This window comes from Citrobacter portucalensis, assembly GCF_023374935.1.
GTDB lineage: Bacteria > Pseudomonadota > Gammaproteobacteria > Enterobacterales > Enterobacteriaceae > Citrobacter > Citrobacter portucalensis.
In genome coordinates, this window is the sequence record NZ_CP092466.1 from 2,468,770 (window position 1) to 2,481,072 (window position 12,303).

Consider the following 12,303-nt stretch of genomic DNA (forward strand, 5'->3'; position numbering starts at 1 on the left):
CCCCGGCGCCTAATTTTCCAGCGCGCTGTCAATATTTGTTGACAGAGTTCTTCCTGCAAACCAAATACTGTCTTATCATTTAACACATAATCCCTTGTCCAGGTGAAGGTTCCTATGCGTTTGGAAGTCTTTTGTGAAGACCGTCTTGGTCTGACCCGCGAATTGCTCGATTTACTGGTGCTGAGAAGCATTGATTTACGCGGTATTGAGATTGACCCCATCGGGCGAATTTACCTTAATTTTGCGGAGCTGGAGTTCACCAACTTCAGCAGTCTGATGGCTGAAATCCGCCGTATTTCAGGGGTTACGGATGTGCGTACCGTACCCTGGATGCCTTCCGAACGTGAACATCTGGCGCTGAGTGCTCTGCTTGAAGCGTTGCCAGAACCGGTCCTTTCTCTTGATATGAAAAGCAAAGTTGAGATGGCGAACCCTGCGAGCTGTCAACTTTTTGCGCACACCCAGGAGCGGATGCGCAACCATACCGCAGCCCAGTTAATCAATGGGTTTAACTTCCAGCGCTGGCTGGAAAGCAATCCGCAGGATTCCCATAGCGAACATGTCGTGATTAACGGGCAGAATTTCCTGATGGAAATTACGCCTGTCCATTTGCAGGGCGAAAATCAGGAGCAGATGCTGACCGGCGCGGTGGTGATGTTGCGCTCCACCATCCGAATGGGACGTCAGCTGCAAAATATGACAACGCAGGATCTCAGCGCGTTTAGCCAGATTATTGCCGTCAGCGCCAAAATGAAACACGTCGTAGAACAAGCGCGCAAGCTGGCGACGCTGAGCGCACCGCTGCTGATTACTGGTAATACCGGCACCGGCAAAGATCTTTTTGCCCATGCCTGTCATCTGGCAAGCCCGCGTGCGTCGAAACCGTATCTGGCGCTGAACTGTGCGTCAATCCCTGAAGATGCGGTTGAAAGCGAGCTGTTTGGCCATGCGCCGGAAGGCAAAAAAGGGTTCTTTGAGCAGGCGAATGGCGGTTCGGTTCTGTTAGATGAAATTGGCGAAATGTCGCCGCGTATGCAGACCAAATTGCTGCGTTTTCTCAATGACGGCACGTTCCGTCGCGTGGGAGAAGATCACGAAGTTCATGTTGATGTCCGTGTGATTTGCGCGACGCAAAAGAACCTTGTGGAGCTGGTGCAGAAAGGACTTTTCCGTGAGGATCTCTATTATCGTCTGAATGTACTGACGCTAAACCTGCCGCCGCTGCGCGATTGCCCACAAGATATTATGCCGCTTACCGAACTGTTTGTGGCGCGTTTTGCCGATGAACAGGGCGTGCCGCGTCCGAAGCTGTCCGCCGATCTCAGCACGGTGTTAACCCGTTACGGTTGGCCGGGTAACGTGCGTCAGCTTAAAAACGCTATCTACCGGGCGCTGACCCAGCTTGAAGGCTATGAGCTGCGGCCACAGGATATTTTGCTGCCGGATTACGACGCGGCAACGGTTGCGGTCGGAGAAGAGGTAATGGAAGGGTCGCTGGATGAAATTACCAGCCGCTTTGAACGCTCAGTGCTGACGCAGCTGTATATGAATTATCCCAGCACGCGCAAGCTGGCCAAGCGCCTCGGCGTTTCGCATACCGCGATTGCCAATAAATTGCGCGAATACGGCCTGAGCCAACAGAAAAAAAGCGAAGAGTAATGTCGTAAATGAAAATGCCTCCATGCGGAGGCATTTTTGTATGCAAACGCAGCTTACGCTTTCAGTACGTCCAGCGCCGCTGTGTAGTCTGGTTCGTTGGTGATTTCATTGACCAGTTGGCTGAAGACGACGTTGTCATTTTCATCGATAACAACTACGGCACGTGCGGCCAGACCTTTCAGCGGGCCTTCAGCGATTTCAACACCGTAGTTTTTCAGGAATTCTGCGTTGCGCAGGGTGGACAGCGTGATAACGTTGCTCAGACCTTCCGCGCCGCAAAAACGAGAGTGGGCGAATGGCAGGTCGGCCGAAATACACAGTACGACGGTATTGTCGATTTCTGTCGCCAGTTGGTTAAACTTACGTACCGATGCCGCGCAAACGCCGGTATCGATGCTTGGGAAAATATTCAGCACTTTGCGCTTGCCTGCAAACTGGCCCAGCGTAACGTCAGACAGGTCTTTAGCCACAAGGGTAAAAGCCTGAGCTTTGCTTCCAGCCTGAGGAATGGAGCCGGCAACTGCAACCGGGTTGCCCTGGAAATGAACGGTTTGTGACATGGTTATCTTCCTGTTTACATATAGTTAACGTCGAGGCTAGTTTATGCCATCAACAGTTAACACGGCAAACGCTATTTGCGGATATCCGCTTCAGGGACTGCATTAAGGAAAACAAATGAGAACAGTTAAGGTATATGAGGAAGCCTGGCCGCTGCACACTCCCTTTGTCATCGCCCGTGGGAGCAGGACCGAAGCGCATGTGGTTGTCGTCGAATTGACAGAAAATGGCGTCACAGGTATTGGCGAGTGCACACCGTACCCACGCTACGGTGAAAGCGATGCCTCTGTCCTGGCGCAAATAATGAGCATTGCGCCACAACTGGAAAACGGACTGACGCGCGAAGAGCTGCAAAAACTGCTGCCAGCAGGAGCTGCGCGAAATGCCGTAGATTGTGCGTTGTGGGATCTGAGTGCGCGTCAACAGCAGAAGTCGTTGGCGGAATTGGTGGGAAGTGAACTGGCGGAAGTGGTGACGACGGCGCAAACCGTAGTGATTGGCTCGCCGGAACAAATGGCTGCGAGCGCGGCTGCGCTGTGGGGAAATGGCGCAAAACTGCTGAAAGTTAAACTGGATGCTCGCTTAATTAGTGAGCGGATGGTTGCCATTCGTGCGGCTGTTCCTGACGCCACGATTATTGTCGACGCCAACGAATCCTGGCGGGCAGAAGGCCTTGCGGCACGCTGTCAGCTTCTGGCTGATTTAGGGGTGGCGATGCTGGAGCAGCCGCTGCCGGCCCAGGATGATGCCGCGCTGGAGAATTTTGTGCATCCGCTGCCCATCTGCGCAGATGAAAGTTGCCACACTCGCAGTAGCCTGAAAGCGCTGCACGGACGCTATGAAATGGTCAATATCAAACTGGACAAAACAGGCGGTCTGACGGAAGCACTGGCGCTGGCAACGGAAGCCCGCGAGCAGGGATTTGCGCTGATGCTGGGCTGCATGCTGTGTACCTCCCGGGCTATTGGTGCGGCGTTACCGCTTACGCCGCAGGTTAACTTTGCCGATCTTGATGGCCCTACGTGGCTGGCCAGCGATGCGGAGCCAGCCCTACATTTTACGACCGGGCAGCTCCATCCCTAGGGTGCCAGCGCAGCAGATTGGACATGGCCAGCAGGTATTTTTCGCTCGCTTCATCCGATGAAATGGGCGGAAATTCGGCGGTTATGCAGTGTAAATTCAGGTCTGCGCACCAGCTCCCAAAAGAGCCGGGCGTTTCATAACCTACGCTGGTGACCAGAGGCAATTCAAACGACTGTGCCAGCCACGAACCCAGCTCGCTGCTTCTGGGATCTTCAATACAGGCCAGTGGATCGTGAAAAGAGACTACCCAGGCGGGATGAATTCGGTGAATAAGCTGACACAACGCCTGGGTTTCTGGTTCCGAACCCGGACTTTCGCCGGTCAACAACACCACATCACGCTCTTCTGCGCTACTGTTCCAGCGGTACACCGTTTCGCCCGCTTTCCAGTTTGCGGCGGGAAAGTTACGGTTCAGATCGACGCCGTTCGCATTTGCGCGCAGTCCAAGCTGGCAACCGTCAGGGTTTACGGCCAGCACCACATGGTGGCGACGCAGGGAAGGGGTAAGCGTACGCAATGCGCAGGAAAGGGTAACGATAGAGGAGTTTTCGTCGCCGTGCGTTCCCGCCAGTATCAGGCCGCTTTCACGATCGGCCGCCAGTGCAGGAAACCAGATTAGCGGTGCGCCTAACAAGGAACGTCCGTAATGTTCGGTTCCAGGTGGGAATGCGCCGCGCTCGGCACGGGGACGGGTAACGGTCATAGTCATCTCTGAATGCTTGGATTGTTACTCGCAGTGTTGTGCAAAATGTATGGATAATCAAATCGTTTTCACACACTTATCTTTTCAGGTGTAATATCACTTTCTTGTCGGAAGTTAATTGCATTTCCTGCTGGCGATACAAATAATTACACATTCACTTAGTAGCCGGAATTGAGGGTATCTTATGCAGCATTCTGTTTCAGTAACCTGTTGTGCGTTGTTGGTTAGCAGCATTTCTTTATCCTGGGCTGCTGATGTTCCCAGCGGAACGGTACTGGCAGAGAAACAAGAACTGGTGCGTCATATAAAAGACGAACCGGCGTCGCTTGATCCGGCAAAAGCCGTCGGGCTGCCTGAAATACAGGTTATTCGTGATCTATTTGAAGGGCTGGTCAACCAGAATGAGAAGGGTGAGATCGTGCCTGGCGTCGCTACCCAGTGGAAGAGTAACGATAACCGCATCTGGACGTTTACGCTGCGTGACAATGCGCAATGGGCCGATGGTACGCCGGTAACGGCGCAGGATTTTGTCTATAGCTGGCAGCGTCTGGTTGACCCAAAAACGCTGTCGCCGTTTGCCTGGTTTGCTGCGCTGGCGGGTATTAATAATGCTCAGGCTATTATCGATGGCAAAGCCACGCCTGATAAACTTGGCGTTAGTGCTGTCGATGCACGAACATTGAAAGTTCAACTGGATAAACCGCTGCCCTGGTTTGCCAATCTGACAGCGAGTTTTGCATTCTATCCGGTACAAAAAGCTAACGTTGAGAGCGGCAAAGAGTGGACCAAACCAGGCAATCTTATTGGTAACGGCGCCTATGTGCTCAAAGATCGCGTCGTGAACGAAAAACTGGAAGTGGTGCCGAACACGCATTATTGGGATAACGCCAAAACAGTGTTGCAAAAAGTCACCTTCCTGCCGATCAACCAGGAATCAGCTGCCACCAAGCGCTATCTTGCTGGTGATATTGATATCACGGAATCCTTCCCGAAAAATATGTACCAGAAACTGTTGAAGGATATCCCGGGTCAGGTTTACACCCCGCCGCAGCTTGGTACTTATTATTATGCTTTCAATACCCAGAAGGGACCGACCGCCGATTCACGTGTGCGGCTGGCACTCAGCATGACTATCGATCGTCGTCTGATGGCGGAGAAGGTATTGGGTACAGGTGAGAAGCCGGCATGGCATTTTACGCCGGATGTAACGGCAGGATTTGTGCCGGAACCTTCACCGTTTGAGCAAATGAGTCAGGAAGAACTGAACGCGCAGGCAAAAACGCTGCTGCGTGCGGCGGGCTATGGCCCACAGAAACCGCTTAAACTGACGCTGCTGTACAACACCTCAGAAAATCATCAGAAGATTGCTATCGCAGTGGCTTCTATGTGGAAGAAGAACCTCGGTGTTGACGTAAAACTGCAGAATCAGGAATGGAAAACGTATATCGACAGCCGTAATACCGGTAATTTTGATGTGATCCGCGCCTCATGGGTGGGTGACTACAATGAGCCATCTACGTTCTTGTCGCTATTAACATCGACCCATACGGGCAATATCTCCCGCTTTAATGATCCGGCGTACGACAAAGTGTTGACCCAGGCAACTCTGGAGAATACAGAGAAAGCGCGCAATGCAGATTATAACGCCGCGGAGAAAATTCTGATGGAACAGGCACCTATTGCACCGATTTATCAGTATACCAACGGGCGTTTAATTAAACCGTGGCTGAAAGGGTATCCGATTACTAACCCTGAAGATGTGGCCTATAGCCGCACAATGTATATCGTTAAACACTAACAGAGATAATGGCTGGTGTGATTTTGCACCAGCCATTTTATGTTTCCGGCGGCTGATGCTCCCGGCAAATCAGCAATGAATCTTCTTCACTCAATCTCTCTTTCGTCAGATTACAAAATCCCTGACCATCAATTTTTTGGTGGAACCGACAGCTATGGCAAAGACCAAAGCCAGGTACATTGTTGGTCCTCTGGATCCCACGTAACAGTTCTAACAGCAGCTCTCTGAGCACGATCGCCCGTTCACCCATTGCCGATTCACCCTCCACTAAAAACGTGGGGGGCAGCAGGGCTTCCAGTAAGGTATTGGCCGACTCACTTAAGTGTAGATGGACGCTACGTTTATCACGGTGATCCGGCTTACGAACAATCAACCCTTTGTTTTCCAAAAGCTTCAGCGATTGTGACACGGTACCTTTGGTGAGCCCAAGGTAGTCCGTTACGCCAAGCGGCGTATTGGAATAACGGTTGCAACGGGCCAGATACATTAACGCGCTAAGTTGCACTGGCTGGAGATCCGCCAGTAAAGGATGCTGGCGAAACCACATCCTTGTCAGGCTGGAAAGCCGGTCAAGTACGTCGAAAAGTGACATGTCGGGCATAACAAATCCTCCTCGGTATATAGTATCGATTAAAAACTATATTGACAAAGGGTAAAAGCAGCGTAGCATGAATTATAGTATCGAATCGATACTATAATTTAAAGGAGATGTATCATGACTAAAGCTCGTTTCTATCATGCAGGTTGCCCGGTTTGTGTTTCCGCAGAACAGACACTTCTGCAGCATTTGTCTGCGGATGTTGAAATCGATGTGGTTCATCTGGGAGAGCAACCTGATCGGGTTGCTGAGGCTGAAGTGGCTGGCGTGAAATCTGTTCCGGCGCTGGTGATTGACGGCAATGTGCTGCATATTAATTTCGGCGCTCCCATTGAAGCGTTGAAATAGCTGGAAAGTTCGGGAAGTTGCGTTGGCGATTTCCCGAATATACAAGACGTTGGGGAAGGTAGTGTGATGAAAACGGCCGAAGAGTATCACCCGATAGATTGCGATCTTCATGATTATCTGGAAATCGCCTGCATGTACCACTATTGGTTGCACATTGAACTAACGGATGGCACATGTTTTGATGCTAAAGCGCTGACGACGTGTACCACCGTGGAAAAAGAAGAATTTCTGGTAGTGGAGCAATCTGAAAACCAGCAAAAAATCCGTCTGGATTGTCTGTCAGCGATCACCGCGCTGACGCCCGGAGCGACGTTTAGCACAGTTAGTTTTCAGCGAGCCTACCGCGGTTAGACTGTATAAATTCGAATGTCGTGCGCCTGGAACGCTGTGGCGTACTCTTTGCTGATGTTGTCCTCTACAACAATCACATCGATATTGCTGCTTTCGGTAACGACATATCGGGCGACGGCTGGGATTTTTTCAGCCGTTAGCGCGACGATAGTTTCATTACATTGTTTAATCACCGCTTTTTTGAACTCACAATCCGCATAATCAAATCCCGTTAAGCCGGATTCAGGCGACATCGCGCAGCCGCCAATAAATCCCTGATCGAATAAAATGTCCTGCACTTGCGCGATGGCGGAAGCTCCCACGCACCCACCTGAAGATCTCTGCACCACGCCACCCAGCATAATGACTTCAAACAGCGGTTTTTTTAGCAAAACGGCGGCAATCTCCGGTGAATTTGTCACCACGGTTAATGCCAGTTCGGCGGGCAGAGCTTCTGCCATTGCCAGATTGGTGCTACCCGTGTCGATAAAAATACAGCTTCCAGATTTGACCAGTCGGGCACATCTCTGCGCGATGTTGCTCTTTTTGGCTACATTAATACTCTTGCGTACGTCGATGTCTTCGGATTCAGGGAGTGTAATGACCGCGCCACCATAAACTTTTTTACACACGCCATCTTTGCTCAATTCATGCAAATCACGACGAATTGTATGTTCAGAAACGCCTAATCGGTTAGCGAGTTCAGAACAAATGACCCTGCCGTTTTCTTGCAGGATCTGAAAGATAAGCGCCTGGCGCTGTTCCGGGAATGCGGCGTAATCGAGCATAGATACTCCAGGTGAAATAAACATCGAGCAATAGAGTGCATGATCGTGCATTATGATTAACGATGTCAACATCCCTTACAGGGGCCGTACTATTCTGGATACAACGGGAAGAGGTTCGCTATGAAGATTGCGCATATGGCGTTATGGACACAGGATCTCGAGCAGCAAGCTCGCTTCTGGGTCTCGTTTTTTGACGGCAAGATCAACGAGAAATACCGCAGTAAAACCAATCCTGGTTTTGAATCTTATTTTGTCAAAATTGGCGAGGAAATTGCGATTGAGTTAATGACCAAACCGGGTCTTATCGGGCAGCAATCTGACAATAATCGTTGCGGATGGGTACACCTCGCCATTTCTGTTGGCGGCAATGAAAATGTTGATGCCATTGCATTGCAAGCGCAGGAACAGGGGATATTAGTCTCAGGTCCGCGCACTACTGGCGATGGTTATTACGAAGCGGTGATAAAAGATCCTGACGGCAATTTAATCGAGATTGTGGCGTAACTCTTCATTCAGTTACCTGCAAATAAAGAGTACCTGCTGCTTATTATTGATGAGCACAGCTCATAAGTTTGTCCTTCTTTTCCTCTCTAATCACCGACATGTCGAGTCTCTATAATTTTACTGTTTTCAGCCCCCGGTGGTGCAATGTTGCCACCGTTTTGGAGAGTCGAATATGCAATACCAACTGGATGCCAGACAACAGGCAATCATCCCCATTGCGGCATTCACTGCCACAGGACAGATGGAAAAGCTGGATGTCGCGCTCAACGCCGGACTGGATGCGGGACTCACGCTCAGTGAAGTAAAAGAGATCCTGCTACAGCTCTACGCATACTGCGGTTTCCCTCGCAGCCTGAACGGTCTGTCCTGCTTTATGTCGGTGGTGAAAAGTCGAAGCGAGAAAGGGCTTTCAGACGACGAAGGTAGAACGGCCACGCCGCCACCTGCAGACTGGAACAGTGTTCAGGCTGGGAGCCTAACTCAGACGCAACTGGTTGGACAGCCTGTAAGCGGTCCGCTGTTTGACTTTGCACCCGCTATTGATGTCTGGCTTAAAGCACATCTGTTTGGCGATATTTTTCAGCGAGATGTACTTGACTGGCAGGACCGTGAATGGGCGACCGTTTCGGCGCTGGCCGTTCTGGGCGGCGTTAACAGCCAGTTGAAAAGCCATTTTTCGATATGCCTTAACATCGGGATCATCCCTGAGCAACTCAGTGAGTTTATTACGATACTCGAACAGCACTGTGGAGCCGGGATTGGGGAAAATGCCTGTACGGTTCTTGATGAATGTCTGGCATGAACACCGCGGACATTATCCATACTGGAGTCACTATGAACGAACAATTTGATGGTAACAGCGTCTTTCCACGTGGAGAGAAAAATGAAGCGTATGCGAAGTATTTCACTGGCGACAGCTATCTGACCATGCTCTCCATGGAAGGCGTGGTAATTGGCAATGTCGCATTTGAACCGGGTTGTCGTAACTTCTGGCATGTTCATCATGAGGGTGGACAAATATTGCTGGTGACCGGTGGCAGAGGCTGGTATCAGGAGTGGAATAAACCGGCACGTGAGCTGAAAACCGGCGATGTCGTGCACATTCCGGCGGGAATGAAACACTGGCACGGTGCTGCGCGTGATAGTTGGTTTGTTCATATCGCCGTGGAAATCCCGGCTCCTGGCGCGTCGAACGAATGGCTGGAACCGGTTAGCGACGCTGAGTACAACCTGCTGCCCTGAACTATGCTGGTTCTGGTAACTCCTAATCCCTGAGGAGATCTCAATGGTCATGAATGTGAAGGGTTATGCTGCTCTGGCGGTGAAAGAAGATTTAGTCCCCCATAATTTTGTTCGTCGCGATCCGCGTGAAGATGATGTGGTTATCGATATTTTATACAGCGGTGTATGCCACTCGGATATTCACAACGCCTACAACGATTGGGGCGGCGCTAAATATCCGATGGTACCAGGGCATGAGATCATTGGCCGCGTGGTGCATGTTGGTAAGTCGGTAACAAAATTCAAAGTGGGCGATCTCGCAGGGGTCGGCTGCATGGTTGATTCGTGTCAACACTGTAGCGCCTGCGAGCAGGGGCTAGAGCAGTATTGCGAAGAAGGTAACACGCTAACGTATAACGATATCGACCGTCATGACGGCCTGCCTACTTTCGGCGGCTATTCTGACAAAATTGTCGTTACCGAAAAGTTTGTGGTGAAGGTCCCTGAAGGGATCGATTTACGCGGTGCGGCGCCGCTGCTTTGCGCCGGGATCACAACATGGTCGCCACTGCGCCACTGGCAGGTAGGTGAGGGCAGTAAAGTCGCGGTTGTCGGTCTGGGTGGACTCGGGCATATGGCAATCAAATTTGCAAATGCGCTGGGCGCGGAAGTTACGCTGTTTACGCGTTCACCGGGCAAAGAAGCTGATGCCAGACGTTTGGGTGCCAGTCACGTTGTGCTTTCCACTGACAGTGAACAGATGAAAGCGACAGCGAATCAGTTTGATCTGATTATCGATACTGTGCCCTACGTTCATGACCTGAACCCTTATATCCCAACCCTGGCGCTAAGCGGTACGCTGGTGCTGGTTGGTTATCTTGGTGCGTTGGATCCGTTGCTGAATACGGTTCCCCTGATCCTTGGGCGTAGATCCGTGGCGGGTTCAGTTATCGGCGGTATTGCCGAAACGCAGGAGATGATGGATTTTTGCGGTCAGCATGGTATTACCGCCGATGTTGAAGTGATCGATATTCAGGATATTAATCGTGCCTGGCAGCGGATGTTGAAAAGCGATGTGAAATACCGCTTTGTAATTGATATTGCCTCATTGAAATAAGTACGAAAAAGACGCGGATTTCCGCGTCTTTTCTTTTGTTAGTGTGTCGATGGCGATGCTTCAGGATTATCCATATACAGCGTCTGGCTGGGGAATGCAAAGTCGGCACCGTTTGCCTGGACTATCGTGATAATCTTTAAATAAACGTCTTGCTGTACCGCGAGCCATTCCTTCCAGACGGTGGTTTTCGTGAAGCAATACACCATGATATTCAACGATGAATCGGCAAATTCATTAAAATAGACCAACAGAGTTTGTTTCTGGTCTATTCCAGGATGGTTTTGCAGCATTTCTCTGACCGACTCGACAACGGCACCGACTTTATCGGCATCCTCATATCGTAACCCGATCACCGTTTTAATTCGCCGGTTGGTCATGCGCCCTGGGTTTTCTACGCTGATGGAGGAGAAAATCGAGTTTGGCACATACAATGGACGATGGTCGAAGGTGTTTATTTTAGTCATTCGCCAGCCAATTTCTGCCACCGTGCCTTCAATATTGCGGTCCGGGGAGCGGATCCAATCGCCTATGCTAAACGGTCTGTCGAAATAGAGCATAATGCCTGAGAAAAAGTTGCTCAGAATATCTTTCCCCGCCATACCCACTGCTATACCGCCAATACCGCCAAAGGTTAACAGGCCGGATAAGCTCATACCGAAGTGTTCGCCATACAGTAAAATGATGGCAACCACGATGGTAATCTTGATGATACGCGACAGGATCCTCGCGCTGGTGATATCTCTGCCTTTATTAATCTGCGTCTTTTCAAACTGATTAATCACCAGAAAAAGTTTGATGGTCAGGATCAACGCAATCAACGAGGTGCAGATAAAGTCGACCACACTGGGGGAGATAAATTTCAGGCTGTAACTTTCGATAACGTTATTAGCAATGCTGCCAAACGTCCCAATGATAATGGCATAGACAAAAAATTGTGCGGCATGAAATATGAATCCTTTGCAGCGACGCTCCCCACGATGATACCAGACGCTCATCAGGACCAGCGCGGCACAGCAGCTAAGAATTACCGTCAAATTAAACGCATTATTCATAAACAGTTCAGCGATCATGATTCTTCCTGGCAACTCCGTGTTAGCTAAATATCATCTGACATCCTAATCCCCAGATATTTTACTCAGTTAAGGCGGTCAGATCATTAATCAAAAGGAGAGATAAATAATGCAATCAGCGCTATTCTCAGCGAAATAACGCTGACGTCAACCCTGTATGCGGTTTATGTAGCAGACAGTCAGTTGATGTCATGGTATTGTTAGCGCAAAGTAACAAGGTTTTCATCTGCAAAAGGACAGTACTATGATCATGGCTAAGCTGAAAACAGCGAAGGGACGGAAGTTTCTGTTGTGCCTGCTTGGAGTGTTTATTATCGCAGCGTCGGTCGTGACGCGAGCGACGATCGGTGGCGTTATTGAACAGTATGACATTCCGCTATCCGACTGGACCGCTTCAATGTATGCCATTCAATCTGCAATGATTTGTGTCTACAGCATGGTGTTTACGATTCTGTTGGCTATCCCGCTTGGTATCTATTTCCTCGGTGGTGAGGAGCAACACTAGGCGTTTAAAATGCCGGATGAT

General features: G+C 50.3%; 15 protein-coding genes. 10 read left to right on the top strand and 5 right to left on the bottom strand.

What is annotated here, in order from left to right; translation table 11 throughout:
- Positions 1–114: 114 nt before the first annotated feature.
- Positions 115–1,659, top strand: coding sequence for a transcriptional regulator TyrR (tyrR, locus tag LY264_RS12040; protein ID WP_008784910.1), 1,545 nt, complete (start codon positions 115–117; stop codon positions 1,657–1,659).
- A 53-nt stretch (positions 1,660–1,712) separates the two neighbouring features.
- On the opposite strand, the gene tpx is transcribed toward tyrR, so the two are convergent.
- Positions 1,713–2,219 (bottom strand): thiol peroxidase, encoded by a 507-nt coding sequence (gene tpx, locus LY264_RS12045; protein ID WP_003020437.1) that lies wholly within the window; start codon positions 2,217–2,219, stop codon positions 1,713–1,715.
- A gap of 115 nt (positions 2,220–2,334) precedes the next feature.
- On the opposite strand from tpx, the gene ycjG reads away from it, so the two are divergent.
- Positions 2,335–3,300 carry an L-Ala-D/L-Glu epimerase gene (gene ycjG, locus LY264_RS12050; RefSeq protein WP_048223963.1) on the top strand — a complete coding sequence of 322 codons (966 nt, stop codon included), beginning with the start codon at positions 2,335–2,337 and terminating at the stop codon, positions 3,298–3,300.
- Here ycjG and mpaA read toward each other — a convergent pair.
- A complete protein-coding gene (gene mpaA, locus LY264_RS12055; RefSeq protein ID WP_048223961.1) occupies positions 3,275–4,003 on the bottom strand; it encodes a murein tripeptide amidase MpaA in 729 nt (242 codons plus the stop codon). The two genes, ycjG and mpaA, sit on opposite strands and share 26 nt — an antisense overlap.
- A 184-nt stretch (positions 4,004–4,187) precedes the next feature.
- Between mpaA and mppA the strand changes: the two genes are divergently transcribed.
- A complete protein-coding gene (gene mppA / locus LY264_RS12060; protein ID WP_008784907.1) occupies positions 4,188–5,801 on the top strand; it encodes a murein tripeptide ABC transporter substrate-binding protein MppA in 1,614 nt (537 codons plus the stop codon).
- A gap of 37 nt (positions 5,802–5,838) precedes the next feature.
- On the opposite strand, the gene LY264_RS12065 is transcribed toward mppA, so the two are convergent.
- A complete protein-coding gene (locus LY264_RS12065; RefSeq protein WP_048223957.1) occupies positions 5,839–6,402 on the bottom strand; it encodes a MarR family winged helix-turn-helix transcriptional regulator in 564 nt (187 codons plus the stop codon).
- A gap of 114 nt (positions 6,403–6,516) precedes the next feature.
- Here LY264_RS12065 and LY264_RS12070 point away from each other — a divergent pair, with 114 nt between their 5' ends.
- Complete coding sequence (locus LY264_RS12070) at positions 6,517–6,747, top strand: glutaredoxin family protein (RefSeq protein WP_008784905.1); 231 nt, start codon at positions 6,517–6,519, stop codon at positions 6,745–6,747.
- A gap of 66 nt (positions 6,748–6,813) precedes the next feature.
- Positions 6,814–7,098, top strand: coding sequence for a Rho-binding antiterminator (locus tag LY264_RS12075; RefSeq protein ID WP_048223955.1), 285 nt, complete (start codon positions 6,814–6,816; stop codon positions 7,096–7,098).
- On the opposite strand, the gene LY264_RS12080 is transcribed toward LY264_RS12075, so the two are convergent.
- Complete coding sequence (locus LY264_RS12080; RefSeq protein WP_008784903.1) at positions 7,095–7,865, bottom strand: DeoR/GlpR family DNA-binding transcription regulator; 771 nt, start codon at positions 7,863–7,865, stop codon at positions 7,095–7,097. The two genes, LY264_RS12075 and LY264_RS12080, sit on opposite strands and share 4 nt — an antisense overlap.
- Before the next feature lie 120 nt (positions 7,866–7,985).
- Between LY264_RS12080 and LY264_RS12085 the strand changes: the two genes are divergently transcribed.
- The 4 genes from LY264_RS12085 to LY264_RS12100 all read left to right on the top strand — a co-directional run bounded on the left by LY264_RS12085 (position 7,986) and on the right by LY264_RS12100 (position 10,707).
- The gene (locus LY264_RS12085; protein ID WP_048223950.1) at positions 7,986–8,369 is read left to right on the top strand and encodes a VOC family protein; all 384 of its coding nucleotides are present in this window, start codon (positions 7,986–7,988) and stop codon (positions 8,367–8,369) included.
- 172 nt (positions 8,370–8,541) lie between these two features.
- On the top strand, positions 8,542–9,171 hold the full coding sequence (locus LY264_RS12090; RefSeq protein WP_048223947.1) for a carboxymuconolactone decarboxylase family protein: 630 nt from the start codon (positions 8,542–8,544) through the stop codon (positions 9,169–9,171).
- 32 nt (positions 9,172–9,203) lie between these two features.
- Positions 9,204–9,611, top strand: coding sequence for a cupin domain-containing protein (locus LY264_RS12095; protein WP_048223945.1), 408 nt, complete (start codon positions 9,204–9,206; stop codon positions 9,609–9,611).
- Positions 9,612–9,654: 43 nt separating this feature from the next.
- The gene (locus tag LY264_RS12100) at positions 9,655–10,707 is read left to right on the top strand and encodes an NAD(P)-dependent alcohol dehydrogenase (RefSeq protein ID WP_048223942.1); all 1,053 of its coding nucleotides are present in this window, start codon (positions 9,655–9,657) and stop codon (positions 10,705–10,707) included.
- Positions 10,708–10,745: 38 nt separating this feature from the next.
- On the opposite strand, the gene LY264_RS12105 is transcribed toward LY264_RS12100, so the two are convergent.
- Entirely contained in the window at positions 10,746–11,777 is a 1,032-nt protein-coding gene (locus LY264_RS12105) for a mechanosensitive ion channel family protein (RefSeq protein ID WP_003843943.1), read from the bottom strand.
- Positions 11,778–12,021: 244 nt separating this feature from the next.
- Here LY264_RS12105 and LY264_RS12110 point away from each other — a divergent pair, with 244 nt between their 5' ends.
- Positions 12,022–12,282 carry a DUF2534 family protein gene (locus LY264_RS12110; RefSeq protein ID WP_003020403.1) on the top strand — a complete coding sequence of 87 codons (261 nt, stop codon included), beginning with the start codon at positions 12,022–12,024 and terminating at the stop codon, positions 12,280–12,282.
- The last annotated feature ends 21 nt before the right edge of the window (positions 12,283–12,303 follow it).